This is a genomic window from Micromonospora sp. NPDC048935, from assembly GCF_043197875.1.
Taxonomy (GTDB): Bacteria; Actinomycetota; Actinomycetes; order Mycobacteriales; family Micromonosporaceae; genus Micromonospora.
In genome coordinates this window covers 94,335-118,909 of record NZ_JBICTZ010000011.1, presented here as the reverse complement: position 1 = coordinate 118,909, position 24,575 = coordinate 94,335, and the positions used below count along the sequence as shown (strand labels likewise).

Genomic DNA, 24,575 nt, shown 5'->3' with positions numbered 1-24,575 from the left:
CGACCGGGCGGTCGCTCACAGGTCCCCGGGGGCCGTGGCGGCGCGGGCCAGGCCGACCAGGCGGTCGGTCTCGGCGAGCAGGGCCTCGTCGTCCGCCGGGGTGCCGGGATCCAGGCGGACCGTCCAGGTGAGACCGTCGGCCCCGGCCACGCGCCGGGCCGCGACCCGCGCCGCGCCGCCGGGCACCGGCTGGTGCTCGGTGTACGCGACCGAGCGGGTCACCCGCGCCCGCACCTGGTGCGGCAGCTCACCCGGGTCGAGCAGCAGGTACGTCTCGGCCGGGCCGTCGGCGACCACCGTGTAGCCGTCGCGCTCGACGACTGTCTCGGCGGGTGTGACTGTCAACTGCCGGCCGGACCAGACGGCCTTGAGAATGGTGTGCCAGCCGAGCCGGTGCCCCCGACCGGGCAGCCACAGCCCGAGGTTGCTGGCGACCACCACCCCGTCACCCTCGCCGTTGCCGGCAGCCGCCCAGGCCAGCACCCGCTCGTCGGGGGTCAGCGGCGGCCGGCTGGCCGGTGGCAGCTTCGGCTTGCGGCTGAACAGTCCCATCTAGAGGCCTCCCGCAGCCTGCTCGCGTAGCGCCCGCGCGTGCTGCTCCAGGGACAGCAGCTCACCGAAGGCGGCGAAGTACTCGTCCTTGTTGTTGACCGGGTTGATCCGCTGGATGCGCGACTTGATGTCGCGGATGCGCGAGGTCACCGACCCGAACTGCACCCGGGCCATGGTGATCGACACGTAGCGCGGGTCCGCTTCGCCGTCGATGCGCAGCGGCTCCACCGCCAACTCGCCGACGAGCGCCGCCGCGGCCAGGTCGTCGCAGGCGTCCCGGACCGACTCGATCCAGACCGCGCCGCCGGTCGCCGACGCGGCACCACCGGCCGCCCCGATGGCCGCGCGCACCGCCACGTGCACCGGGTGGCGGTATTCGGTCGACTCGACCGCGTCGAACATGGGCCCGGCCAGGACGGGCTGCTGGAGGGCGAGCTTCAGCGCCTCCCGCTCGACCATCGACTGCGGGCTGTCCAGGGCCGGCTCCGGGCGGGCCGAGGCGGGCCGGGCGGCGGGGGCGGCGTCGCGGGTGCCGGACGGCGGGGTGTTGGCGGCGGCGAGCACCGCCCGTTGCACCGGCTCGATCTCCATCCCGAGATCCATGGCGAGCTTGCGGACGTACTCCGGGCGCTTCTCCCGGTCCTTGAGTCGCGCGACAAGCGGCGCGGCGTGACGCATGGCCTCGACCCGGCCGTCGACGGTGTCCAGGTCGAAGCGGCCGATCACGTGCCGCAGCGCGAAGTCGACGAGCGGCTCGCGGCGGGCGACCAGGTCACGCACCGCCAGGTCACCCTTGGCCAGCCGCAGATCGCACGGGTCCATGTTGTCGGGGCTGACCGCGATGAACGTGCGCCCGACGAACCGCTGGTCGTCTTCGAAGGCCCGCAGCGCGGCCTTCTGACCGGCCGCGTCACCGTCGAAGGTGAAGATGATCTCGCCGGCCACCTCGTCGCTGTCGAACAGGAGCCGCCGCAGCACGGAGATGTGGTCCGCCGCGAAGGCGGTGCCGCAGGTCGCCACCGCAGTGGTCACCCCGGCGAGGTGGCAGGCCATCACGTCGGTGTAACCCTCGACGATGACCGCCCGACCCTGTTTGGCGATCTCGCGCTTGGCCTGGTCGATGCCGTAGAGCACGTGCGACTTCTTGTAGATCGGCGTCTCGGGGGTGTTCAGGTATTTCGGGCCGTCGTCATCGTCGAAGAGCTTGCGCGCGCCGAAGCCGATCACGTCGCCGGCGAGGTCCCGGATCGGCCAGAGCAGCCGACGGCGGAACCTGTCGATCAGGGTGCCGGAGCGGGACTCCCGGGACAGCCCGGCGGTGACCAGCTCCTGGTGGGTGAAACCCTGCTGGCGCAGGTGCTTGGTGAGCAGGTCCCAACCCTCCGGGGCGAAACCACAGCCGTAGCGCTCGGCGGCGGCCCGGTCGAAACCCCGTTTGGCCAGGAACTCCCGTGCCGGCCGGGCCCCGGCCGTGCTGAGCTGCGCCCGGTAGAACTCGACAGCGGCGGCGTGCGCGGCGACCAGGCGCTGCCGTTGGCCCTGCTGCGGGCGGGGGCGTGGGGTGCTCCGGTCGTCCTCGACGTAGCGCAGTTGGATGCCGGCGCGGCCGGCCAGCCGCTCGACCGACTCGACGAAGCTGAGGTGGTCGGCGTCCATCAGGAACTTGATCGCGTCGCCGCCGGCCCCGCAGCCGAAGCAATACCAGACGTTGCGGGCCGGGGAGACGTTGAACGACGGGCTCTTCTCGTCGTGGAACGGGCACAGACCCTTGAGGTTGCCGCCACCGGCGGACTTGAGGGTGACCGTCTCGGAGATCACATCCCCGATCGAGGTGCGTTCCCGGACCAGTGCGATGTCCTCGTCCCGGATCCGCCCAGCCATGCGCCACCCCCTCGGCGTACATCCTGCCCTGCCGGGCCGACGACACGCCGGCCGGGGGATGCCGGTGTGGCGGCCACCGCCGCCGGCTGGGCGGTTCCGGCCCGCCGGCCGGGCCCGCACGGGGACCATGACCAGATGCGCAGGGTACGCACCGACGCCCTCCACCTGCCGAGCCGGCTTGCCGCTCGGATGGGGCTACGCGGGCAGACCCCGCAGGCCGACGAGGCCGGCCACCGGCACGCCACCTGGTTGGAGCTCTTCCTCGACCTCATCTTCGTGTACGCGTTGGCGGCGGTGGTGGCCCGGCTGGGCAACGAACCGTCCCCGTCGCCGACTGCCGTGTTGGCCGTGATCGGGCTCTTCGTGGTGATCCAGTGGGCCTGGTTGGGGCAGGTCTACTACGACACCCGGTTCGATCCGGACGACGCGCCGCACCGACTGCTGGTGCTCGTCGCGTTGGTCGGCGCGGGCGCGATGACCCTCGGCGTCGACGAGGTCCCGGAGAGCGTGCTGCTGCCGGTCGGCTACCTGATCGTGCGGGGCGTGCTGCTCCTGCTGTACCTGCGGGCCCGCCCGACCAGCGCGATGGCCCGCCTGGTGACGACCGTCTACCTGATCGGCTTCGGGTCGGGCTGGCTGATCTGGCTGGTGTCGCTGATCATGCCCACCGAGCTGCGCCCGGTCCTGTGGATCGTCGCGATGGTCATCGAACTGGCCACCCCCTGGGTCGGTGTGCGGTGGCTCAACCGCTGGCCGGTGGACAACCGGCACCTGCCGGAACGCATCGGCCAGTTCACCATCATCGTGCTGGGCAGCGCGTTGGCCAGCCTGCTCTTCGCGGTGCCGGACCACCCTCCGCCGCACATGATCCTCACCGCCGCGATGGCCTTCCTCATCCCGGCGGCCGTCTGGTGGGTCTACACCACATTCGTCACCACCCGCCTGCTCCAGAGTCGGCTGCGCGGCGGGCAGGCGTACAGCTACCTGCACATCCCGCTCGGCGGCGCGCTGCTGCTGCTCGGCTGGGCGCTCGGCCAGGTGGTCCGGCTTGTCGACGCCAACGCGGCCCGGCTGCCGCTGGAGCTGCGACTGCTGCTGGGCGCCTCGATGGTGATCTGGACGTTGTGTGGCCTGGCCCTGTACTGGCTGTGGACCCGACCGAGCCTCGCCCGGTTGGCGATCTCCGCCTACGGGGTGCTCTCGGTCTCCCTGATCACCGCGACGGTGCACCGACCGAGGGTGATGCTGTCGCTGCTCTCCCTGGCGGTCGTCGGGTACGCCGTACTGCTCAGCCGACGGCTCGCCCGCGCCGGCAAGGCGAACCGCACGCCCGAGGGTTGAGCCAGCCCTCAGGCGGCGGTGGCCTCCTCGGCCGCCACCTGGCTGTTCCAGTCGGCCTTGGTGGAGCGCCAACCCTCGTCGTCCATGCCGCGCCGCCAGTAGCCGGAGATGGAGAGCCGGTCGAGGGGTACGCCCCGCTCGCCGCGCAGCAGCCGGCGCAGGTCCCGGACGAAGGCGGCCTCGCCGTGCACGAACGCGTGCACCCGGCCGGCCGGGAACTCGAACGCGCGGACCGCCTCGACGAGCGCCTCGCCCACCGGACGGTCGCCCCGGTGCAGCCAGGTCAGCTCGACCGCGCCGGGGCTGAGCAGTTTCTGCTCGTCCGCCGGGTCGGCGATCTCCACGAAGACGTGGGCGGGCGCACCCAGCGGCAGTCGTTCGCACGCGGCGGCGATCGCCGGCAGGGCGCTCTCGTCGCCGACCAGCAGGTGCCAGTCCGCGTCCGGGCTCGGCGCGTACGCCCCGCCGGGGCCGACGAAGTGCACCGGGTCACCCGGACGCAGCGCGGCGGCCCACGGGCCGGCCAGCCCCTCGTCGCCGTGGTGCACCACGTCCACGGTCAGTTCCTCGGCCAGCGGGTCCCACCGCCGCACGGTGTACGCACGCAGCCGCGGCCACTGCTCCCGGGGCAGGTCCCGGCGGATCGCGGCGAGGTCGAACGGCTGCGGGTACGCGACACCGGGCTGCGGGAACACCAGCTTGATGTAGTGGTCGGTGAACTCGCCCACCGGCAGGCCGGTCAGCTCGTCCCCACCGAGGACGAGCCGAATCAGGTGCGGGGTGGGCCGCTCGGTGCGCAGCACGTGGACCGAGGTGACGTTCCTGGGGCGCTCCGTCATGACAGTTAGGCTAGCCTAAGCTGGCTCGTGACCGTTCGGCGGTGTGCCGTTACCGGCCAGTCGGGTGTGCCAGGTCACCGCCGCCGGGTCGGTGAGCGAGGCGACCTGGTCGATCACCACCCGCAGTCGGGCGGCGTCATCCTCCGCCGCCCGCCACATCGGCGCGAAGATCGGATCGAGCCCGTCCGGCGCACGCCGCAGCAGTGCGGCCACCAACTCGGCAAGCATCGTCCGCTGCCGTTCGTAGCGGTCCCGGAACCCGGACCGACGCATCACGTACCGCAGGGCGATGCCCTTGAGCAGCGCGCACTGGGCCCGGACCAGCCTCGGCACCACCAGATCGGCGTCATAGCGGCGGTGCGGGCCGGGGCCGGAGCGCTCCTCCGTGGCGGCCACCGCCGCCGACACGAACCGGCCGGTCAGCCCACTCGTGGTGGCCTTCAGCGCGACCTGGGCGCGGTGGCTGCCGTCGTAGCCGGCCAGCGGGGCCAGCAGCGGATCGGCCAGCAGATCCACCAGCACCCCGGCCAGGTCGTCCGCCGACTCGCCGGAGTACGCGGCGGCCACGTCGGCGCAGAGCGCGGCCCGCTCGTCGGCATCCGCGAGCAGCGGACCCAACGTCACGTACCCGCCGTGGATGCCGTCCTCCACGTCGTGCACCGAGTACGCGACGTCGTCCGCCCAATCCATCACCTGCGCCTCCAGGCAGCGCCGGTCGCCGGGAGCACCAGCCCGGAGCCAGCCGAAGACCGCCGCGTCGTCCGCGTACACCCCGAACTTGCGCTGCCCCGGACGACGCGGCCAGGGGTACTTGCCGATCGCGTCCAGCGACGCGCGGGTCAGGTTCAGGCCGGCGGACGAACCGTCCGGGGCGAGCACCTTCGCCTCCAACCGGGTCAACACCCGCAACGTCTGCGCATTGCCCTCGAAGCCGCCGCAGGGCGTGGCCAGCAGGTCCAGAGCGGACTCGCCGTTGTGCCCGAACGGCGGATGCCCGAGATCGTGAGCCAACCCGGCGACGTCGACCACATCCGGATCGCAGCCCAACCGGGCACCCACCTCGCGGGCGATCTGCGCCACCTCCAACGAGTGCGTCAGCCGCGTACGCAGGAAGTCGTCGGTGCCGGCGGTGTGCACCTGGGTCTTGGTGGCCAGCCGACGAAACGCCGCCGAGTGCAACACCCGGGCACGGTCCCGCTCGTACGGTGAGCGGCGATGCCCGGTGTCCTTGGGCGACTCCTCGACCAGGCGGGCGTCCGGCTCACTTCTCACGCAGCCGCCGCTGTTCGCGACTGCGGGGCTCGCAAAACCGGCTCACTCCTCGCGCTCACGGAACCACCGCTGTTCGCGACTGCGGGGCTCGCAAAACCGGCTCACTCCTCGCGCTCACGGAACCACCGCTGTTCGCGACTGCGGGGCTCGCAAAACCGGCTCACTCCTCGCGCTCACGCAGGACGCAGAACTCGTTGCCCTCGGGGTCGGCCAGCACCGTCCAGTCGACGTCACCCTGGCCGATGTCGACGTGCCGGGCGCCCATGTCGACCAGGCGCTCGACCTCGGCCTCCCGGTCGGCGGGGCGCAGGTCGAGGTGCAGCCGGTTCTTGCGCTCCTTGCCCTCGGTCACCAGGCCGAAGAACAGGGCGGGCGACCGGTCCGCGGACTGGCGGATCTCCACGCCGCCCGGCTTCTCGGTGACGACCTGATAGCCGAGCGCCTCGGCCCACCAACGGGCCAGTCGCGCCGGATCACGGGCATCGACGGTGAGGCTCTCCCAGACGCTGGTCATTCAGTCACCTTTCCCGTTCGACGGCGTACGCAATCAGCCGTTTGCGAGCGAGCCAAGGTTACGCCCGTCCCGGCTGCCCGACGCGCCCCCGACGCGTCGACGAAGTGTCCACAACCGCCGATCGGCCCGGAGTTGTCGACCGATCGCCGTGCGTTACGGGCTCGCGGGCGGAGATGGCCAGCGGTAGCGTTCCCATCGCCGAACGTGACCAGCCGACCGACACGCAGATCCCGACCGGTAAGGGAGCAGCTCGTGGACGCAGACACGGTGGTGGGTACGGAACTACGCGGGCTGCGCCGACGCCGACCCGAGGTCGCCGGGGCGGTGCTGGCCGGCACCGACGGGCTGCTCATCTCCAGTGATCTGCCCAGCACCGACGCCACCCACCTCGCCGCGCTGGCCGCCGCCAGTTTCGGGCTCGGCAACCGGGTTGCCGACACCGTCCGGCGTGGTGAGTTCCGGGAGTCGGTGGTCTGCACGACGGCCGGCTGTGTGGTCACCTACCCGGCGGGGCGCACCGCCCTGCTGACCCTGGTCACCGCATCAGGACCGGAAAGCCTGGAGGAGCTGCACCAGGAGGCTCGGGCGGTGGCCCGACGGGCCGGCTCGGTGTTGGACACCCGCGGCGGCGGTGTGGGTGCCACAGCCGTTCCGGATGCGCACGCGCCGCTCGCCGTGCGTACCCCGATGGCGACCCTACCCACGCAGTTGCGCCGCTCGGCGCGGCCGACCTGGCGTCGCCCGCCGATCTGATCGTCGGTGCCGGCGGCGGCCGGGCCGCCGCCGGCCCGCGTCACCGGCTGTCCGAGCCGCCGGTCTCCACGACGGCCCGACCGGCCTCCAGGCGGGCCACCGGCACCCGGAACGGCGAGCAGGACACGTAGTCCAGGCCGACCTCGTGGAAGAAGTGCACCGAGTCCGGGTCGCCGCCGTGCTCGCCGCAGACCCCGAGCTTCAGCCCGGGTCGGGCGGCCCGGCCCTCCTCGGCGGCGATCCGCACCAGCCGGCCGACGCCGTCGCGGTCGATCGACTCGAACGGCGAGATGCCGAAGATGCCCAGCTCCAGGTAGCGCCAGAAGAACGCCCCCTCGACGTCGTCGCGGGAGAAACCCCAGCCCATCTGGGTCAGGTCGTTGGTGCCGAAGGAGAAGAACTGGGCCGCCTCGGCGATCTGCCCGGCGGTCAACGCCGCCCGGGGCACCTCGATCATGGTGCCGATCAGCACCTCGACCCCACTGTCCCCGACCACCTCCGCGATGATCTTCTCGGCCTCGGCGCGGACCGTCTCCAACTCCTGCACGGCCCCGACCAGCGGCACCATGATCTCCGGCTTCGCCACGCCACCGTCGCGGGCGCAACTGACCGCCGCCTCGGCGATGGCCCGGACCTGCATCGCGAACAGGCCGGGAATGACCAGACCGAGGCGCACGCCCCGCAACCCGAGCATCGGGTTCTCCTCGTGCATCCGCCGCACGGCGGCCAGCAGCGCCTCCTCCTTGGCGACGTCCTCGCCGCGTTCCTGGGCGACCGCCACGTTGACCGCGAGCTGCTCCAACGGCGGCAAAAACTCGTGCAGCGGCGGGTCGATCAGCCGGACGGTGACCGGCAGCCCGTCCATCTCCCGGAAGATCTCCTCGAAGTCGGCCCGCTGCAACGGCAGCAGCGCCGCCAACGCCGCCTCCCGCTCCCCCGGGGCGCGCGCCAGGATCAGCCGCTCGACCAGCTCCCGCCGGTCGCCGAGGAACATGTGCTCGGTGCGGCACAACCCGATGCCCTCGGCGCCGAAGCGCCGGGCCCGGGCGGCGTCCGCGCCGGTGTCGGCGTTCGTGCGGACCGCCAGCCGCCGCTTCCCGTCGGCGTGCGTCATGATCCGGTGTACGGCCCGGACCAGCGCGTTGTCGATGTGCTCCGGGTCGAGGCTGCCCTCGAAGTACTGCACCACCTCCGACGGCATGACCGGCACCTCGCCGAGGTAGACCTTGCCGGTGGTGCCGTCGATGGACACGACGTCGCCCTCCTGCACGGTCTGCCCGGCCACGGTGAACCGCTTCGCCGGCACGTTCACGTCGATCTCGTCGGCACCGGAGACGCAGGTCTTGCCCATGCCCCGGGCCACCACCGCCGCGTGGCTGGTCTTGCCGCCACGGGAGGTGAGAATGCCCTTGGCGGCGATCATGCCGTTCAGGTCGTCCGGGTTGGTCTCCCGGCGGACCAGGATCACCGACCTCCCCTCGGCGGCCAGCTCGACGGCCCGCGCGGAGGTGAAGACCACGGTGCCGGACGCCGCGCCCGGCGAGGCCCCGATACCCGTCGCGACCGGCTGGAACTCGTGGTCGAGCTGGAAGCGGGGGAACATCAGCTGGGCCAGTTGCGCGCCGTTGACCCGGTGCAGCGCCTCGTCCAGGTCGATCAGGCCCTCGTCGACGAGTTGACCGGCGATGACGAACGCGGCGGCGGCCGTGCGCTTGCCCACCCGGGTCTGCAACATCCACAACTTGCCGCGCTCGATGGTGAACTCGATGTCGCAGAGGTCCTTGTAGTGCTCCTCCAGCCGAGCCATGATGCCGAGCAGCTCGTCGTAGGAAGCCCTGTCGAGCTGCCCCAACTCCTGCAACGGCACGGTGTTGCGGATGCCGGCGACGACGTCCTCGCCCTGGGCGTTGGCCAGGTAGTCGCCGTAGATGCCCTGCGCGCCACTGGCCGGGTCACGGGTGAACGCGACACCGGTGCCCGAATCCGGGCCGAGGTTGCCGAAGACCATCGTCACCACGTTGACCGCGGTGCCCAGGTCGGCCGGGATGCGCTCCTGGCGGCGGTAGAGCACCGCGCGCTCGGCGTTCCACGACTCGAAGACCGCCCGGATGGCGAGGTCGAGCTGCTCACGCGGCTGCTGCGGGAACTCCCGACCGGTGTGCTTCAAAAAGATCTTCTTGTACGCGTCGACAAGCCCCCGCAGGTCGTCCGCGTCCAGGTCCAGGTCGTCGTGCGTACCCTTGGCGCTCTTGATCTGGTCGAGTGCGTGCTCGAACTCCTCGCCCGGGACCTCGCAGACGGTCTTGCCGAACATCTGGATGAGGCGGCGGTAGGAGTCCCAGGCGAACCTGTCGTTGCCGCCGGCCTGGGCGGAGAGCCCGACCACGCTCTGGTCGTTGAGGCCGACGTTGAGGACGGTCTCCATCATGCCGGGCATGGAGAACCTGGCACCGGAGCGGACCGAGACCAGCAGCGGGTCCCCCGGGTCACCGAGGCGCTTGCCCATCGCGCGCTCCAGCGATTCCAGGTGCGCCTCGATCTGACCGGCGAGCCCGTCCGGCTCCCGCCCCGTCGCGAGGTACGCCTGGCAGGCCTCGGTGGTGATGGTGAAGCCGGGGGGAACGGGCAGGCCGAGGTTCGTCATCTCGGCGAGGTTCGCCCCCTTGCCGCCGAGCAGGTCCTTGAGATCCTTGTTGCCTTCGGAGAAGTCGTAGACGTACTTGTGGTCGACGGTCTCTTGCGCTGCCACCAAAGCCTCCATACACGCGCCGGACGGAAACTTAACGAAGGTTCAGGCCGAAGGTTAGGCGAGCGTCGGATGACCTGGGACCTTTCGGTGACAATTGGCACAGCCATCACGACTATCCGTGTTCGTACCGGTTTCTGGGAACGCTTCCATGCGCACCATCACGCACCCCGGCCGAGCGTCGTACGCTTGACGGCACGCCAGCCGGTGAACCTCACTTTTGCCATAACCGACGCGAATACACCCCTCGGAGTCGCCGCCGTGTCGACCATCCCCTCCCCCACCCCCGCCACCGGCCCGGTGCCGCCACCGGCGCGGGAGTCGGACGCGGTCACCCTGGCCCAGGCCGCCGAGCGGGCCGCTCACGAACTACTCGCCCCGCCGGCCCCGCACCTCGCCCCGCCGACACCACACCTCGCACCGCCGGCCCCGCACCTCGCCCCGCCGGCCCCGCACCTCGCACCGCCGGCCCCGCACCGGCTGGCCGACGTCGTGCCCGCTCCCGCGCAGGTCCGGCCAGTCCCGGCCGACGACTGGGTGTTGCCGGCCGACGCGGTCATCGTGGTCGGCGCCGACCCCGCCGCACTCGCCGTCGCCACGCAACTCGCCGAGCTGCTCCGGCCCGCCACCGGCTACCCGCTGCCGATCACCCACCCCGCCGCCGACCCGGTGCCGACGGCCGACGCAGCCGCCCGTCCGGTGCCAACGGCCGACGCAGCGGTCCACCCGGTGCCGCCCGCCGACGCAGCCGGGCCGGGGTCGGCCGGTGGCATCGCGCTGGTGCTGGACGAGGCCGCCGACCTCGGCGCGGAGGGTTACCGGCTCGACGTCGCCCGCGACGGAGTCCGCCTCACCGCCGTCACCGCCACCGGCCTCTTCCACGGCGTGCAGACCCTGCGCCAACTGCTGCCGCCGGCCATCGAAAGCCCGACCCCGGTCACCGAACGCTGGGCGCTGCCCGGCGGGACCATCACCGACACTCCCCGATTTCCCTACCGGGGCGCGATGCTCGACGTCGCACGGCACTTCTTCACCGTCGAGGACATCCTGCGCGTCGTGGACCACCTCGCCCGCTACAAGCTCAACCACCTGCATCTGCACCTGACCGACGACCAGGGCTGGCGGATCGCCGTCGACTCCTGGCCGAGGTTGACCTCCATCGGTGGGGCGACCGAGGTCGGCGGTGGCCCCGGCGGGCATTACACGAAGGCCGACTACCGGCGGATCGTCTCCTACGCCGCCGCCCGCCACATCACGGTCGTCCCGGAGATCGACCTTCCCGGGCACACCAACTCGGCGCTCGTCGCGTATCCGGAGCTGGCACCGGACAAGATCGCACCGCCGCCGTACACCGGCACCGAAGTCGGTTTCAGCTACGTCGACCCGGCCGACGAGCGCACGTACGACTTCGTCACGGACGTGTTGGGCGAGGTGGCCGCGCTCACCCCGGGGCCGTGGCTGCACATCGGCGGCGACGAGGCGTTCAAGGTCAAGGGCGAGGTCTACACCGGTTTCGTCGAGCGGGTGCAGCGCATCGTGGCCGGCGTCGGCAAGACCGTCGTCGGCTGGCACCAGCTCGCACCGGCCGGGCACATCGACGGTCGGGTGTTGCAGTGGTGGGGCACGAACGCCGACGACCCCACCACGGCCGACGCGGTCCGGCGGGGCGCCCGCCTCATCGTGTCCCCCGGCAACCACGCCTACCTGGACATGAAGTACGCATCGGACACCCCCATCGGGCACGACTGGGCTGGCCTGATCGACGTGCGCAAGGCGTACGACTGGGATCCGGGCACACATGTCGCAGACGTGCCCGCCACGGCCGTCCTCGGGGTGGAGGCCCCGCTCTGGACCGAGTCGGTGACCTCGCTGGCCGACATCGAGTTTCTGCTCCTGCCCCGACTGCCCGCCATCGGCGAGCTGGGTTGGTCACCCCGGGCGACCCACGACTGGGCCGGCTTCCGTAACCGACTGGCTGCTCAGGGCCCGCGCTGGGAGAGGGCCGGCATCACCTTCCACCGCGCGCCCGAGGTCCCCTGGCCGAACACCCCGACCATCCCCACCCAACGCGACACGACGCATACCGACACCGCCGCGCCCTGATCCCCGGCCCGCAGCGCATGATCGCCACAGACCGGCGTGATCGTCTCGGCTTTCATGATGTCGGGGTGTCCCCGGCATCCGGACACCGCGATTTCCGTGAACCCGAGTCGATCACGCCGGCTCGTCCGCCGTGTCGGTTAGCCAGGTGGGCACGGTGGGCGAGTTGTCGGGTTTGGTGGTCGGTGTCGGGTGGTCGGGACCACTCCGGCGGCGGAATGGCCGGTCGGGCGGGGTCGTTATACCTGGCACGCCACCGCGACCACGGGCCGTGGTGCACGGCAGCCGCCGAGAACACCCGCCGGGTCGCCGCGGTTACACCCCCGGCCCCCGAAGTGGCAGGGCCACCCCGGACCCAAGTGGCAGGGCCGCCCCCGGACCAGCGTGGCGAAATACCCCGCCGCCCCGGATGGTTACACCCCCGAACGCCCGAGCAGGTCCCCCCGGATCGCCGGCGTCATCGCGAACTTCCCCGCACGGCACGCACCCCCTTGTTGACTGCCGTGCGGGCACACCCCCGATGCAGAGGAGCACGCCACCATGCGTACCGATCTGATCCGTAAGACCGCCCTGACCGCCGCTGGGCTCGCCTTCACCGGCGGTGCCATCGCCGGCCCCGTCACCACCGCCTACGCCGCGTCGGACGCCAAGCCGACCACCCAGACCCAGACCGACCGCAAGGATCACGGTGAACGTCAGCTGGGTGTGCGCTACGAGGCGCAGCCGAACTTCTACTACTGCGGCCCCGCCGCCACCCGAAACGCCCTCAGCGTCCAGGGCAAGAACATCAACGTCGACGACATGGCCAAGGAAATGGGCACCACCGAGGCCGGCACCAACAGCATCAACGACATCACCCCGGTCCTGAACAAGGAAACCGGCAAGGCCGACGCCTACCACAGCGTCGAAATCAGCAAGCCCGACGCCGACGCCAAGCAGACCGACACCCTGCGCGCCGACATCGTCAAGACCGTGGATGGCGGCCGGGCTGTGGTGGCCAACATCGCCGGGACGAGCACCGACACCGACGGTGTCTCCCACTCCTACGAGGGTGGGCACTACATCAGCGTCGTCGGCTACCGCGACAACGGCACCATCGTGAGGATCGCCGACTCCGCCGACCCGAACCAGGCCTCCTACGAGGTGACCGTCGAGCACCTCGCCGACTGGATCGCCACCCGCGGCTACGCCACCAACTGACCCACACCAACAAGCACCACCGCACCACCGCACCACCGAAGGGCCGCACCACCGAAGGGCCGGACCCCACCACGGGGACCGGCCCTTCGGGCACGTCAGGGTCGTGGCCGGCCGCGTCGAGCAGGTGTTTCGTTCACGACATCGGCTCGACAGGACGCCGGACCCACAGACCCACAGACTCACAGACCCAGGGAGTCAACGGCCGAGCCGACCCAAGGACTCAGCCGACCAACGGCTCAGCCGCCGGAGTCGTCCATCTCGGCACCCTCGGGGACGGCGTCGTCGTCCCGACTGGCCAGCCAACCCTCCGGCAGGAAGACCTTGCCCGGGGAGTTGGTGCGCCCACGGGGCTGGCCCAGGGCGGTCATCGGGAACGGCTCCGCCGGATCGAGCTTGCCGAGCAGGTCGTCGAGCTGGGCCAGGCTTTCGATCATCGCCAGCGAGCGGCGCAGCTCGCCGCCGACCGGGAAGCCCTTGAGGTACCAGGCGACGTGCTTGCGGAAATCGGTGCAGCCGTCCCGCTCGCCCCGGGCCGGGTTGCGGGCGCCGGCCACGAACTGGTCGACAAGCAGCTCGGCGTGCCGGCGCATGGTCACCGCCACCTCGCCGAGGGTGGGCAGCCGCCGCTGCGGACGACCGTCGAAGGTAGCTTCCAGATCGGCGAAGAGCCACGGGCGACCCAGGCAGCCACGCCCGACGACCACGCCGTCGACCCCGGTGTGCGCGACCATCCGCAGCGCGTCGTCGGCCTCCCAGATGTCGCCGTTGCCGAGCACCGGCACGTCCAGGGCCTGCTTCAGGGTGGCGATCGCGTCCCAGTCGGCGGTGCCCGAGTAGCGCTGCGCGGCCGTCCGCCCGTGCAGGGCCACCGCGGCCACGCCGGCCTCCTGGGCGGCGAGCCCGGCTTCGACGTACGTCAGGTGGTCGTCGTCGATGCCCTTGCGCATCTTGACCGTGACCGGCACCCCGGCCGGCGACGCGGCGTCCACCGCGGCCCGCACCAGCCGCGCGAAGAGCCGGCGTCGCCACGGCAGCGCCGCGCCGCCGCCACGCCGGGTGACCTTGGGTACGGGGCAGCCGAAGTTGAGGTCGATGTGGTCGGCCAGGTCGCGTTCCACCACGATCCGCACGGCGGCGGCGGTGATCTCCGGGTCGGTGCCGTAGAGCTGGAGGCTGCGCGGCTTCTCGTCGTCGCCGAACGCGATCATGCGCAGCGTCTTCGGGTTCCGCTCGACAAGCGCCCGGGTGGTGATCATCTCGCAGACGTAGATGCCGCCGCCCTGCTCCCGGCAGAGCCGGCGGAAACCGACGTTGGTGATCCCGGCCATCGGCGCGAGCACCACCGGCGGCCACACCTGGTAGCCACCGAGGGTCAACGGGCGTCCGGGCGCCACCGCGACTTCACTCACCCCGCAAGTATACGGAGGGGTTCCTCCCCCTATGCCCGCCGCAGGGCGGGCGCTCGGGTCGACGCCCCGGGGGCGATCCGAGCGGGCCTACCGGGACAGCCGGCGGGCGGTGCTGAAGCCCGTCCCGCTGGGCCCCGTGCAGGTCTGGAGCACGAGGTCGTATCGGCTCGCCCAGTGCGGCATCGTGCCTCCCTTGCGCGGCTGCCACCGGCGTCCGACCACCTGGTAGGTGCCCGCGCACGGCCCCGACACGACCCGCACCACCCGTCCCGCCGGTAGGTCGTCCAGCCACGCCCAGCCCATGGTGTCGTGCCCCGCCAGGAGACACGTCGGCGAGGTCGTCCAGGTGACGAGCGCTCCGCGGTCGATCGCGGCCTGCGAGTGGATCGCCGTGACGGGGGCGAGACGTGTCGTGGGGGCTCGCGGGGACGCACTGCGCGCGGGACCACGGCGGGACGCGACCCTCGGCTCCAGCCTCGACTGGGCGGCCTCGATCATCCCCTCGGCGGACCACACGGACGGGTCGACCGAACCGGCCGACCCGCTCGACGCGTTCGGCGCCGGCGGGGCGGGGGCGGCAGCCTGGGCGGGGGGCACCTGGGCGGTACCGAGGTGGGCCGTGGAGCCCGAGAGCGCCGGCAGCACCGCGACGACTGCCGCGGCGGCGGTCACGCGGAGGACGAGAAGTCGCTTCGCCATGTCAACCCACCTTCTTCCGATCACGACCAAGATATCGAAAGATGGCATTGAGTTAATTTCATCGACCGCGACCCGCCGACGGGTCACCCGCACCGGTGTTTTCCCTGGTAGGCCACGAAATGGCCCCTTCACCAAACGGTGGTGAAGGGGCCCATTTCCGAGGCGTGTCAGCAGCCGGGGAGGCGCTCGATCAGGTAGCGCTCGACCTGGTCCAGGGAGACTCGCTCCTGGGCCATGGTGTCCCGGTTGCGCACCGTCACGGCGTTGTCGTCCAGGGTGTCGAAGTCGACTGTCACACAGAACGGGGTGCCGATCTCGTCCTGCCGGCGGTAGCGACGGCCGATCGCCTGCGAGTCGTCGAACTCCACCACCCAGCGCTTGCGCAGCAGCGTCGCGAGATCCTTGGCCTTCGGCGACAGCGCCTCGTTGCGCGACAGCGGCAGCACCGCCACCTTGACCGGGGCCAGCCTCGGGTCGAACCGCATCACCGTGCGCTTGTCCACGCCGCCCTTGGTGTTCGGCGCCTCGTCCTCGTCGTACGCCTCCAGCAGGAAGGCGAGCACCGCGCGGGTCAGACCCGCGGCCGGCTCGATGACGTACGGCATCCAGCGCTCACTCTTGGTCTGGTCGAAGTACGACAGGTCGACGCCGGAGTGCTTGCTGTGCGTGGAGAGGTCGAAGTCGGTGCGGTTGGCCACACCCTCCAGCTCGGCGAACTCGGTGCCGCCGAACTGGAAGCGGTACTCGATGTCGACGGTGCGCTTCGAGTAGTGGGAGAGCTTCTCCTTGGGGTGCTCGTACAGGCGCAGATTGTCCGCCGACAGGCCGAGATCGAGGTACCAGTTCCAGCGCTCGGAGAGCCAGTACTCGTGCCACTGCTCGTCGGTGCCCGGCTCGACGAAGAACTCCATCTCCATCTGCTCGAACTCGCGGGTCCGGAAGATGAAGTTGCCCGGGGTGATCTCGTTGCGGAACGACTTGCCGGTCTGCGCGATGCCGAACGGCGGCTTCTTACGGGCGACCGTCTCGACGTTCTTGTAGTTGACGAAGATGCCCTGCGCGGTCTCCGGGCGCAGGTAGTGCAGCCCCTCGTCGCTCTCCACCGGGCCCAGGTAGGTCTTCATCAGGCCGTTGAACATCTTCGGCTCGGTGAAGGTGCCCTTGTTGCCGCAGTTGGGGCAGTTCAGCTCGGCGAGCGAGACCGGCGGCTTGCCGTGCTTGGCCTCGTACGCCTCCTCCAGGTGGTCGGCCCGGAACCGCTTGTGGCAGAACTGGCACTCGGTGAGCGGGTCGACGAACTCGGCGATGTGGCCGGACGCCTCCCACACCTTGCGGGCCAGGATCACGGCGGAGTCCAGGCCGACGACGTCGTCGCGCTGCTGGACCATCGTCTTCCACCACTGCCGGCGGACGTTCTCCTTGAGTTCCACGCCGAGCGGGCCATAATCCCACGCCGATCGGGTGCCCCCGTAGATCTCACTGGAGGGGAAGACGAAGCCTCGTCGCTTGGCGAGACTGACGACGGCGTCGATACGGTCGGCTGGCATGTTTCCTCCTACGCCGGCTGGCGGTCGGCGGGGGCGAGATGTGGATGGATCGGTCGGTTCGGGACAACGGTACGACCACCGTCGCCCTGAGCCCAGCAGAATACCGGGGGTGGGTCAGCTGACCCCGCAGACCTCCACGCCACCGGTCTGGCCGTCGCGCCCCAGGATGACCTGCTGCTGCTCCCGGTCGCCGCCGGCGAGCGTCACGTCGACCGGCATGGTCAGGTTGATGGTGTCCACCTCACCCAACCGGAACGCGGTGACCTGCGGTTCGGCGGTGGCGCGCCGTTCGAACTCGGGCCGGGACTCGCGCTGCTGCGCGTCGTCGCAGAGCTGCTCGTACGCCCGCCCGTAGTTTCGCTCGACAAGCGCCTGGTAGTAGTCACCGGTCACGGTGCGGGCCTGCTCCCGGACCGCCTGCACGCCGGTGACGGCCAGGCCGACGACGGCGCTGCCACCCCCACCGCAGCAGAGCACCACGGCGAGCGCGCCGACGCCGAGGCCGATCCAGAGCCGGGTCCGGCGCCCCTCGGTGGGCGGCGCGGCGAACGGCGGAGCCACGCCGGGACCGGGTGGCGGGGCGGGTGCGGTCATAGGAGCAGCGTAGTGTCCGCCGGCTCAGCGGTAAGGACCCGCAGCCCGATCACTCTCGGCGACGACCACGGCCCCGCCGGGGGCGGCGGTGGCCAGCGCCTCGTACGCGGAGGGCTCGTCGACCGACTCGGCGAGCAACGGTACGGCGCTGACCTTGACCTCGAAGGCGCCCAGTGCCCGGCGGTAGGTGCCGACCGACTCCCACTCGGTGACCAGCGACCAGTACCGGGGGTCGTCGAGCGCCCGGACCAGTTGACCGCGCAGGTAGCCGGGGCAGGCGGCAAGTGCGGTGAGGGCGGCGTGCGCCCGTTCGGTGAAGTCGTCGGCGACATCGACGTCGACCACGAACCGGTTGGTCACCAGCAACGGGTGTCCCTCCTCGTAGAGTCTGTGGGATGCAGCGTACGCAGCGCCCTCTGCTGGCCCGGTTGGCCGGGGCCAACCCGACGTCGGTGTTCCTGATCACCCTGGTGGTGGTGCTGGTGGCGTTCTTCACGCCCGGGGTGATCGGCGGGCTGCTGACGCTCGCGCTCGCCGCCGTCCTGATCGCCCTGTTGGCGACGACCTGGGCGGTTCAGGCGCCGCAGACCCGGCTGATCCGGCTGGTGATGCTCACGCTGCTGGTGACGGTGGGCCTCGCGAAGCTGCTCTGACATGCAATCATGCGTTTTTGACAATCATTATCGTTGCCACGGACAGTTGGCGACATGAGCAACCGCACCACGATCCGTGTCCTGGCCGCCGTCACCGCCCTCCTCACCCTGGGGGCCGGGGCCGGCTGCTCCACCAGCGCCGGCGGCGCCGACCCCGAACGGGTCGACGTGGTGGCAGCGTTCTACCCCCTCCAGTTCCTGGCCGAGCGGATCGGCGGCGACGCGGTTCGGGTGACCAACCTGGCCAAGCCCGGTGCCGAGCCGCACGACCTGGAGCTCAACCCGAGCCAGGTCGGCCAGGTCAGCGAGGCCGAGCTGATCGTCTACCTGAAGGGTTTCCAGCCGGCGGTGGACGACGCCGTCGCCCAGAACGGCGGCGACCGGGCGTTCGACGTGACGAGCGTGCAGCCGCTGCTGGACGCCTCCGCCGGCGGGCACGACCACGAGGGCGAGGAGGGGCACGCCGAGGAGAGCGGCGGCAAGGACCCGCACGTCTGGCTCGACCCGACCCGGCTGGCCGGCATCGGCGACCAGCTCGCCCAGCGGCTCGGCAAGGCCGACGCGAAGCACGCCGCCGACTACACCGCGCGGGCGGAGGCGCTGCGCGCCGACCTGACGACCCTGGACGGTGAGTTCACGCACGGCCTGGCGACCTGCCAACGGCGGGAGATCGTGACCAGCCACGCCGCGTTCGGCTACCTCGCCGACCGCTACCAGCTCGACCAGGTCGGCATCACCGGGCTGAGCCCCGACGTCGAGCCCTCGCCGCAGCGGCTCGCGCACGCGATCGAGGAGGCGAAGGAGCACCACGCCACCACGATCTTCTTCGAAACCCTGGTCAGCCCGAAGGTCGCCGAGACCATCGCCGGTCAGGTCGGCGCGAAGACCGCCGTACTGGACCCGATCGAAGGACTCGCCGCCGGCAGCGACGGGGACTACCTTTCGGTGATGCGTACCAACCTGCGGACCCTACAGACGGCCCTGGGCTGCTCGTGACCTCACCTGTCATCACCGTCGAGCACGGGGTGGTCGGCTACGACGGCCGCCCCGTGCTCCGGGACATCTCGCTCACCGTGACCGCCGGCGAGGTGGTCGCGGTGCTCGGCGCGAACGGCTCCGGCAAGTCCACCCTGATCCGCGCCGTGCTCGGGCTGGTGCCGTTCAGCGCCGGCTCGGTCACCCTCTTCGACCGGCCGTTGCGCCGATTCCGACAGTGGCAGCGCATCGGGTACGTTCCGCAGCGGCTGGGTGCCGGCGGCGGGGTGCCCGCGACAGTCCGTGAGGTGGTGGCGTCCGGGCGGCTGGCCCGCCGGGGAGTGCTCCGCCCGCCGGGTCGCGCCGATCGTGCCGCCGTCGACGCCGCGCTGCTCGCGGTCGGGCTCGCCGACCGGGCCGGCGACCCGGTGGCCACCCTCTCCGGCGGCCAGCAGCAACGCACACTGATCGCCCGCGCCCTGGCCGGCCAACCGGAACTGCTGGTCCTCGACGAGCCCACCGCGGGGGTGGACGCGGCCAGCCAGGAGGCGTTCGCCGACGCGCTGCGCGACTTCGTCGGCGGCGGCGGGACGGTGCTGCTCGTCGCCCACGAGCTGGGCCCACTGCGACCGGTGATCAGCCGGGCGGTGGTCGTCCACGAGGGTCGCATCGCCCACGACGGCGCGGTGCCGGACCCGGCCGGCCATCACGCGGAGCCGGACCACGACCACGTGCACCCGCACTGCTACGACGAGCCCGCCGGGCTGTGGAGCAACTGACCAATGGAACTCTTCCAGTACCCCTACATGCAGCGTGCCCTGATCGGCGCGCTGGTGATCGGCCTGGCCGCGCCGGCGCTCGGCATCTACCTGGTGCAGCGTCGGCTGGCACTGATCGGCGACGGTGTCGGGCACGTCGCCCTGACCGGCGTCGGGGCGGGCCTGCTGCTCAACCGCTCGCCGGTGCTGGTCGCGGTGATCGCCGCCACCGCCGGCGCGATCGCCATCGAGATCGTCCGCGCCCGTGGGCGTACCTCCGGTGACCTGGCCCTGGCTCTGCTCTTCTACGGTGGCATCGCGGGCGGCGTGCTGCTGGTCGGCCTCTCCGACGCGACGAGCGCGAACCTGAACGCCTACCTGTTCGGGTCGCTGACCACGATCTCGCCAAACGACCTGATCACCATCGCGGTGCTCGGCGCGGCGATCCTGGTCACGATGATCGCGCTGCGCCCGGCGCTCTTCGCGGTCAGCCACGACGAGGAGTACGCCCAGGTGTCCGGCCTGCCGGTGCGCACGCTGAACCTGCTGATCGCGGTCGCCACCGCGATCACCGTGACCATCGCGATGCGGGCCGTCGGGGTGTTGCTGATCAGCGCGCTGATGGTGGTGCCGGTGGCCACCGCCCAGCAGGTCACGCGGGGTTTCCGCAGCACCATGACCGCGGCGATGGCCCTCGGGTTCTTCGCCGCCGGCTCCGGCATCTGGGTGGCGGCCACGGCGGACACCGCGCCGGGCGCCTCGGTGGTGCTTGTCGCGATCGCCTCGTTCCTGGTGGTCGCCGTCGCCGGTGGGGTCTGGCGGACACTGCGCCGGCGGTCGACGCCGGCCGCCGCGCCAACCGTGGAACCCCACGAGGTCGTGTTGGGCCGATCCTGAGCGGGGCGCCGTCGGTGGTATTGGTTACCGTTGCAGGATGACCAGCGCGACGGGCTACGAGGGGTTCGACGGGGCCAGCGAGCTGCTCCGCGCCCTGTCGGCGCCCATCCGGCTGGCCATCGTCAGTGAGCTGGCCAGCGGTGAGCGGTGCGTGCACGAGCTGGTGGACAAACTCGGTGCCGCGCAACCGCTGGTCTCCCAGCACCTGCGGGTGCTGCGCGGCGCGGGGGTGGTGCGGGGTTCCCGCCGAGGGCGCGAGATCGCCTACAGCCTGGTCGACGAGCACGTCGCGCACATCGTGGCGGATGCGGTCAGCCACGCCGGGGAGGGATCATGAGCGAGAGCGAGAGCGGCACCGCGGTGCGCAACACCCGGCAGCGTTCGGCGGTGAGTGCGCTGCTGGCCGAGATGGAGGGCTTCCACAGCGCCCAGGACCTGCACGCGATGCTGCGCCAGCGCGGCGAGCGGGTCGGCCTCACCACTGTCTACCGCACCCTCCAGGGGCTCGCCGACGCGGGCGAGATCGACGTGATGCGGCCGCCGGGCGGCGAGCACCTCTACCGCCGGTGCAGCGAGGGGCACCATCACCACCTGGTCTGCCGGGCCTGCGGGCGCACCGTCGAGGTGGCCGGGCCCGCCGTGGAGAGCTGGGCCGACCGGGTCGCCGCGCAGCACGGCTACGCCGACGTCAGCCACACCCTGGAGATCTTCGGCACCTGCCCGACCTGCGTCCGCTGACCGTCGATCCGACCGTGCCGTCCGCGCTCGGTTCGTGGCACGCTGTCCGGCGTGAAAATCTATGCCGATCGGTTTCCGACCGCCGCCCGTCAGTTGCTCACCGACCTGCTCGTCGTCGCCTGGGTGTACGTGGCGATCCGCGGCGCGCTGTGGCTGCACGACCTGGTGCAGAAGCTCGCCGTACCGGGGCAGAAGCTGGAGGGCGCCGGTAGCGGGCTCGCCGACAACCTCGCCGACGCCGGCAGCAAGGTGCGCCGGGTGCCGTTGGTCGGCGACGAACTGACCGCGCCCTTCCGGCAGGCCGCAGACGCCGCCCGGGGGCTCGCCGACGCCGGCCGCGACCAGCAGCACCTCGTCGACCAACTCGCCCTCGCCCTCACCATCGCGGTGCTGATCTTCCCGCTCGGCATCGTGCTGCTCGGTTGGCTGCCGCTGCGGGTCCGCTGGATGCGTCGGGCCGGGTCGGCCACGAAGCTGGCCGCCGGGCCGGCCGGTCGGGACCTGCTCGCCCTGCGCGCGCTGGCCACCCAGCCGCTGGGTCGGCTGACCCGGATCGGTCCGGACGTCGCCGAGGCGTGGCGGCGCGGCGACGACGCGACAGTCGACGCGCTGGCCGCGCTGGAGCTGCGCCACCTCGGCCTGCGCAGCCGAAGCCGCTGACGACCACCGCTCGTGCGGTGATCAGGTGCTGAGGAGTAGGCCCCGTGCTGCCTCTGACCTACTTTTCCTCACCCGATCCACGCAACTGCGGTGCCGACCACCGCGCCACCTCGGTCTTCCCGGCGGGGACCGTTAAGGTCTTCGGGTGTTCTACTTCCTGGTCGTCATCGCCGTCCTGCTGCTCGGCTACGCCGCCGTCCTCGTGTCCTTCGTCCGCCGGGGCAAGAAGATCCCGCCCGCGGCGTACCTGGCTCTGGCGGCGGTCAACGGCCTGATCCTGGCGGCGGTGCTGGCCTGGGCGATCGCCCGCTGACCTGCGCCGTGGCCCGCTGGGCCCGCGCCGTGGCCCGCTGGGCCGGCTTGGCTCGGGGTGTGCCCGGCGGCGGCGCGGTCACCGCTTCGGCGGGATGCGGCGGCGGTGCGGTCACGGCTTTGGCGGGATGCGGCGGCGGACGTCCTTGGCGGTGGATGGGCCGGGCGACCAGCGGGCCACCCAGGGCAGTTCGTCGGACGGGGTGATCACGCCCTCCTCCAGGCCCGCGTAGCGGCCGGCGAGGATGCGCTTCGCGGCGGCGGTGTCGACCGAGTCGGTGTTGTCCCACAGGGCGTTGAACAGGGCGTCCACCCGCACCCGCGCCTGCCGGCAGAACAGGTCGGCCAGCTCGACGTTTTCCGGGCGGCTGCCCCGCTCGGCGTTGGCCCGGACGCAGACCGCGGACATCGCGAACAACTCGGCGCCGATGTCCACCACGCGGCCGAGGAACGCCTGCTTACGCTCCATCTTTCCCTGCCAGCGGGACATCGCGTAGAACGTCGACCGGGCCAGCTTGCGCGACGACCGCTCCACCTGACGCAGATGCGCGGCGAGCGGCCCGAACTCGGCGTACGCCGATGGGCTCTGCCCCCGGCCGAGGGCCAGGGTGGGCAGCCACTTCGCGTAGAAGGCGCCGGCTCGGGCACCGGCGCGTGCCTTGCGGCCCAGGCCCGCGTCCGGGTCGATGATGTCGCCGGCCACCGACAGGTGGGCGTCGACCGCCTCCCGCGCGATCAGCAGGTGCATGATCTCGGTGGAGCCCTCGAAGATCCGGTTGATGCGCAGGTCGCGGAGCACCTGCTCGACGTTGGCCGGGCGTTCGCCACGGGCGGCCAACGAGTCGGCCGTCTCGTAGCCGCGCCCGCCCCGGATCTGGACCAGCTCGTCGCCGATCTTCCAGGCCATCTCGCTGGCGTACAGCTTGACCAGCGCGGCCTCGATCCGGATGTCGTTGCGGTCGTCGTCGGCGAGCAGGCAGCAGAGGTCGAGCATGGTCTCCATGCCGTACGTGGTGGCGGCGATGAAGGAGAGCTTCTGCGCCACCGCCTCGTGCTCGCCCACCGGCCGGCCCCACTGGACCCGGTCGGCGGCCCAGCCCCGGGCCACGTTCAACGCCCACTTGCCGGCGCCCACGCACATCGCCGGCAACGACAGACGGCCGGTGTTCAGTGTGGTCAGGGCGATCTTCAGCCCCTTGCCCTCGCCGCCGATGACGTTCTCGGCCGGCACGAACACGTCGTGGAACCGGGTGAGGCTGTTTTCCAGGCCGCGCAGGCCGACGAACTCGTTGCGCCGCTCGACGGTGATGCCGGCGCTGTCGCCGTCCACCACGAACGCGGTGATCCCGCCCCGCCGCCCCTCGGTGGCCGGTACCCGGGCCATCACCACCAGCAGGGTGGCCACGGTGCCGTTGGTGGCCCACAGCTTCACCCCGTTGAGCCGGTAGCCGGTGCCGTCCTCGGTCGGCTCGGCGGTGGTGGCCAGCCGGGCCGGGTCGGAGCCGACGTCCGGTTCGGTGAGCAGGAACGCGGACACCTCGCCGGCGGCGAGCCGGGGCAGGAAGCGCTGCTTCTGCTCGGCGGTGCCGAACATCTTCAGCGGCTGCGGCACCCCGATCGACTGGTGCGCGGAGAGCAGCGCGCCGATGGCCGGGCTGACCGAGCCGGCCAGCATCAGCGCCCGGCAGTAGTGCAGGTTGCTCAGCCCCAACCCGCCGTACTCCCGGTCGATCTTCATGCCGAACGCGCCGAGGTCGGCCAGGCCGTGGAACACCGGGTCCGGAATGGACGCGTCGCGTTCGATGGCTGCGCCATCCACCTCGGAGGTCAGGAAGGCGCGGAACCGACCGAGGAACTCCTCGGCGCGCGCCACGTCGTCGGGATCGGATCGGGGCCACGGGTCGATCAGGTCGAGCCGGAGGCGGCCGAGGAACAGCTCCCTGCCGAAGCTGGGCCGGTCCCAGGTGGACTCGCGGGCGGCCTCGGCGACCTGCCGGGCCTCCTTCTCCGAGACCTGCCCGGCCTCCTTGGGCAACGGGGCCGCGGCACCGGCGGTGCGGGGTGCGGCGTCGGAATCGGGGCCGTCCGGTGCTGGTCGGCCATCCTGCGTCGTGGTCACGGCTGCCCCCTCGAAC

At 71.7% G+C, this 24,575-nt stretch carries 23 protein-coding genes and 1 pseudogene; 12 read left to right on the top strand and 12 right to left on the bottom strand.

All coding sequences use genetic code 11. The features are described 5' to 3' along the window. Positions 1 to 15 precede the first annotated feature (15 nt). Positions 16 to 552, bottom strand: coding sequence for a hypothetical protein (locus ACGFIW_RS26780; protein WP_393321123.1), 537 nt, complete (start codon positions 550 to 552; stop codon positions 16 to 18). Beyond that, positions 553 to 2,455: pseudogene (gene dnaG, locus ACGFIW_RS26775) on the bottom strand (DNA primase). It lies immediately after the preceding gene. A gap of 113 nt (positions 2,456 to 2,568) precedes the next feature. On the opposite strand from dnaG, the gene ACGFIW_RS26770 reads away from it, so the two are divergent. Then, positions 2,569 to 3,774, top strand: coding sequence for a low temperature requirement protein A (locus tag ACGFIW_RS26770; RefSeq protein WP_393321120.1), 1,206 nt, complete (start codon positions 2,569 to 2,571; stop codon positions 3,772 to 3,774). Between the two features lie 8 nt (positions 3,775 to 3,782). Here ACGFIW_RS26770 and ACGFIW_RS26765 read toward each other — a convergent pair whose 3' ends face one another. The 3 genes from ACGFIW_RS26765 to ACGFIW_RS26755 all read right to left on the bottom strand — a co-directional run bounded on the left by ACGFIW_RS26765 (position 3,783) and on the right by ACGFIW_RS26755 (position 6,399). Beyond that, a complete protein-coding gene (locus ACGFIW_RS26765; protein WP_393321117.1) occupies positions 3,783 to 4,613 on the bottom strand; it encodes a siderophore-interacting protein in 831 nt (276 codons plus the stop codon). Between the two features lie 15 nt (positions 4,614 to 4,628). Beyond that, positions 4,629 to 5,885 (bottom strand): deoxyguanosinetriphosphate triphosphohydrolase, encoded by a 1,257-nt coding sequence (locus ACGFIW_RS26760; RefSeq protein ID WP_393321114.1) that lies wholly within the window; start codon positions 5,883 to 5,885, stop codon positions 4,629 to 4,631. A 160-nt stretch (positions 5,886 to 6,045) separates the two neighbouring features. After that, entirely contained in the window at positions 6,046 to 6,399 is a 354-nt protein-coding gene (locus tag ACGFIW_RS26755; RefSeq protein ID WP_393321111.1) for a VOC family protein, read from the bottom strand. A gap of 252 nt (positions 6,400 to 6,651) precedes the next feature. Here ACGFIW_RS26755 and ACGFIW_RS26750 point away from each other — a divergent pair, with 252 nt between their 5' ends. Further along, positions 6,652 to 7,152 carry a roadblock/LC7 domain-containing protein gene (locus tag ACGFIW_RS26750; RefSeq protein WP_393321108.1) on the top strand — a complete coding sequence of 167 codons (501 nt, stop codon included), beginning with the start codon at positions 6,652 to 6,654 and terminating at the stop codon, positions 7,150 to 7,152. 40 nt (positions 7,153 to 7,192) lie between these two features. Here ACGFIW_RS26750 and ppdK read toward each other — a convergent pair whose 3' ends face one another. After that, positions 7,193 to 9,901 carry a pyruvate, phosphate dikinase gene (gene ppdK, locus ACGFIW_RS26745; protein ID WP_393321105.1) on the bottom strand — a complete coding sequence of 903 codons (2,709 nt, stop codon included), beginning with the start codon at positions 9,899 to 9,901 and terminating at the stop codon, positions 7,193 to 7,195. Between the two features lie 258 nt (positions 9,902 to 10,159). Here ppdK and ACGFIW_RS26740 point away from each other — a divergent pair, with 258 nt between their 5' ends. Together ACGFIW_RS26740 and ACGFIW_RS26735 are read left to right on the top strand one after the other, a co-directional pair. Further along, positions 10,160 to 12,001, top strand: a complete 1,842-nt coding sequence (locus ACGFIW_RS26740) for a beta-N-acetylhexosaminidase (protein ID WP_393321102.1) — start codon at positions 10,160 to 10,162, stop codon at positions 11,999 to 12,001. 537 nt (positions 12,002 to 12,538) lie between these two features. Continuing rightward, positions 12,539 to 13,198, top strand: a complete 660-nt coding sequence (locus ACGFIW_RS26735) for a C39 family peptidase (protein ID WP_393321099.1) — start codon at positions 12,539 to 12,541, stop codon at positions 13,196 to 13,198. Positions 13,199 to 13,434: 236 nt separating this feature from the next. On the opposite strand, the gene dusB is transcribed toward ACGFIW_RS26735, so the two are convergent. The 5 genes from dusB to ACGFIW_RS26710 all read right to left on the bottom strand — a co-directional run bounded on the left by dusB (position 13,435) and on the right by ACGFIW_RS26710 (position 17,813). Further along, positions 13,435 to 14,607 (bottom strand): tRNA dihydrouridine synthase DusB, encoded by a 1,173-nt coding sequence (gene dusB, locus ACGFIW_RS26730; RefSeq protein ID WP_393321096.1) that lies wholly within the window; start codon positions 14,605 to 14,607, stop codon positions 13,435 to 13,437. Between the two features lie 87 nt (positions 14,608 to 14,694). Further along, positions 14,695 to 15,306, bottom strand: a complete 612-nt coding sequence (locus ACGFIW_RS26725; RefSeq protein WP_393321093.1) for a hypothetical protein — start codon at positions 15,304 to 15,306, stop codon at positions 14,695 to 14,697. A gap of 167 nt (positions 15,307 to 15,473) precedes the next feature. Further along, positions 15,474 to 16,853, bottom strand: a complete 1,380-nt coding sequence (locus ACGFIW_RS26720) for a glycine--tRNA ligase (RefSeq protein ID WP_393321090.1) — start codon at positions 16,851 to 16,853, stop codon at positions 15,474 to 15,476. Positions 16,854 to 16,967: 114 nt separating this feature from the next. Continuing rightward, the gene (locus tag ACGFIW_RS26715) at positions 16,968 to 17,447 is read right to left on the bottom strand and encodes a hypothetical protein (RefSeq protein ID WP_393321087.1); all 480 of its coding nucleotides are present in this window, start codon (positions 17,445 to 17,447) and stop codon (positions 16,968 to 16,970) included. Between the two features lie 24 nt (positions 17,448 to 17,471). Further along, complete coding sequence (locus ACGFIW_RS26710; protein ID WP_354979695.1) at positions 17,472 to 17,813, bottom strand: antibiotic biosynthesis monooxygenase; 342 nt, start codon at positions 17,811 to 17,813, stop codon at positions 17,472 to 17,474. A gap of 29 nt (positions 17,814 to 17,842) precedes the next feature. On the opposite strand from ACGFIW_RS26710, the gene ACGFIW_RS26705 reads away from it, so the two are divergent. The 8 genes from ACGFIW_RS26705 (at position 17,843) to ACGFIW_RS26670 (ending at position 22,441) form a co-directional block, all read left to right on the top strand. After that, positions 17,843 to 18,100 (top strand): hypothetical protein, encoded by a 258-nt coding sequence (locus ACGFIW_RS26705; protein WP_357077194.1) that lies wholly within the window; start codon positions 17,843 to 17,845, stop codon positions 18,098 to 18,100. Between the two features lie 54 nt (positions 18,101 to 18,154). Next, positions 18,155 to 19,096 (top strand): metal ABC transporter substrate-binding protein, encoded by a 942-nt coding sequence (locus tag ACGFIW_RS26700; protein WP_393321084.1) that lies wholly within the window; start codon positions 18,155 to 18,157, stop codon positions 19,094 to 19,096. After that, positions 19,093 to 19,854 (top strand): metal ABC transporter ATP-binding protein, encoded by a 762-nt coding sequence (locus ACGFIW_RS26695; protein WP_393321081.1) that lies wholly within the window; start codon positions 19,093 to 19,095, stop codon positions 19,852 to 19,854. The genes ACGFIW_RS26700 and ACGFIW_RS26695 overlap by 4 nt, the downstream gene beginning before the upstream one ends. A gap of 3 nt (positions 19,855 to 19,857) precedes the next feature. Next, positions 19,858 to 20,730 carry a metal ABC transporter permease gene (locus ACGFIW_RS26690; protein WP_393321078.1) on the top strand — a complete coding sequence of 291 codons (873 nt, stop codon included), beginning with the start codon at positions 19,858 to 19,860 and terminating at the stop codon, positions 20,728 to 20,730. A gap of 37 nt (positions 20,731 to 20,767) precedes the next feature. Next, positions 20,768 to 21,067, top strand: coding sequence for a metalloregulator ArsR/SmtB family transcription factor (locus ACGFIW_RS26685; protein ID WP_355030824.1), 300 nt, complete (start codon positions 20,768 to 20,770; stop codon positions 21,065 to 21,067). Further along, complete coding sequence (locus ACGFIW_RS26680; RefSeq protein WP_357077180.1) at positions 21,064 to 21,468, top strand: Fur family transcriptional regulator; 405 nt, start codon at positions 21,064 to 21,066, stop codon at positions 21,466 to 21,468. Before ACGFIW_RS26685 ends, ACGFIW_RS26680 begins: the two co-directional genes overlap by 4 nt. A 51-nt stretch (positions 21,469 to 21,519) precedes the next feature. Beyond that, a complete protein-coding gene (locus ACGFIW_RS26675; RefSeq protein ID WP_393321074.1) occupies positions 21,520 to 22,128 on the top strand; it encodes a hypothetical protein in 609 nt (202 codons plus the stop codon). A 145-nt stretch (positions 22,129 to 22,273) separates the two neighbouring features. After that, the gene (locus ACGFIW_RS26670; RefSeq protein WP_393321071.1) at positions 22,274 to 22,441 is read left to right on the top strand and encodes a hypothetical protein; all 168 of its coding nucleotides are present in this window, start codon (positions 22,274 to 22,276) and stop codon (positions 22,439 to 22,441) included. 111 nt (positions 22,442 to 22,552) lie between these two features. On the opposite strand, the gene ACGFIW_RS26665 is transcribed toward ACGFIW_RS26670, so the two are convergent. After that, entirely contained in the window at positions 22,553 to 24,559 is a 2,007-nt protein-coding gene (locus ACGFIW_RS26665) for an acyl-CoA dehydrogenase family protein (RefSeq protein ID WP_393321068.1), read from the bottom strand. Positions 24,560 to 24,575: the final 16 nt, after the last annotated feature.

Bases quoted from the DNA above. Each gene is read 5' to 3' on its own strand.
- ACGFIW_RS26780 (WP_393321123.1), bottom strand. From the start codon at position 552: ATGGGACTGTTCAGCCGCAAGCCGAAGCTGCCACCGGCCAGCCGGCCG.
- ACGFIW_RS26770 (WP_393321120.1), top strand. From the start codon at position 2,569: ATGCGCAGGGTACGCACCGACGCCCTCCACCTGCCGAGCCGGCTTGCC.
- ACGFIW_RS26765 (WP_393321117.1), bottom strand. From the start codon at position 4,613: ATGACGGAGCGCCCCAGGAACGTCACCTCGGTCCACGTGCTGCGCACC.
- ACGFIW_RS26755 (WP_393321111.1), bottom strand. From the start codon at position 6,399: ATGACCAGCGTCTGGGAGAGCCTCACCGTCGATGCCCGTGATCCGGCG.
- ACGFIW_RS26735 (WP_393321099.1), top strand. From the start codon at position 12,539: ATGCGTACCGATCTGATCCGTAAGACCGCCCTGACCGCCGCTGGGCTC.
- ACGFIW_RS26725 (WP_393321093.1), bottom strand. From the start codon at position 15,306: ATGGCGAAGCGACTTCTCGTCCTCCGCGTGACCGCCGCCGCGGCAGTC.
- ACGFIW_RS26720 (WP_393321090.1), bottom strand. From the start codon at position 16,853: ATGCCAGCCGACCGTATCGACGCCGTCGTCAGTCTCGCCAAGCGACGA.
- ACGFIW_RS26715 (WP_393321087.1), bottom strand. From the start codon at position 17,447: ATGACCGCACCCGCCCCGCCACCCGGTCCCGGCGTGGCTCCGCCGTTC.
- ACGFIW_RS26705 (WP_357077194.1), top strand. From the start codon at position 17,843: ATGCAGCGTACGCAGCGCCCTCTGCTGGCCCGGTTGGCCGGGGCCAAC.
- ACGFIW_RS26700 (WP_393321084.1), top strand. From the start codon at position 18,155: ATGAGCAACCGCACCACGATCCGTGTCCTGGCCGCCGTCACCGCCCTC.
- ACGFIW_RS26690 (WP_393321078.1), top strand. From the start codon at position 19,858: ATGGAACTCTTCCAGTACCCCTACATGCAGCGTGCCCTGATCGGCGCG.
- ACGFIW_RS26685 (WP_355030824.1), top strand. From the start codon at position 20,768: ATGACCAGCGCGACGGGCTACGAGGGGTTCGACGGGGCCAGCGAGCTG.
- ACGFIW_RS26680 (WP_357077180.1), top strand. From the start codon at position 21,064: ATGAGCGAGAGCGAGAGCGGCACCGCGGTGCGCAACACCCGGCAGCGT.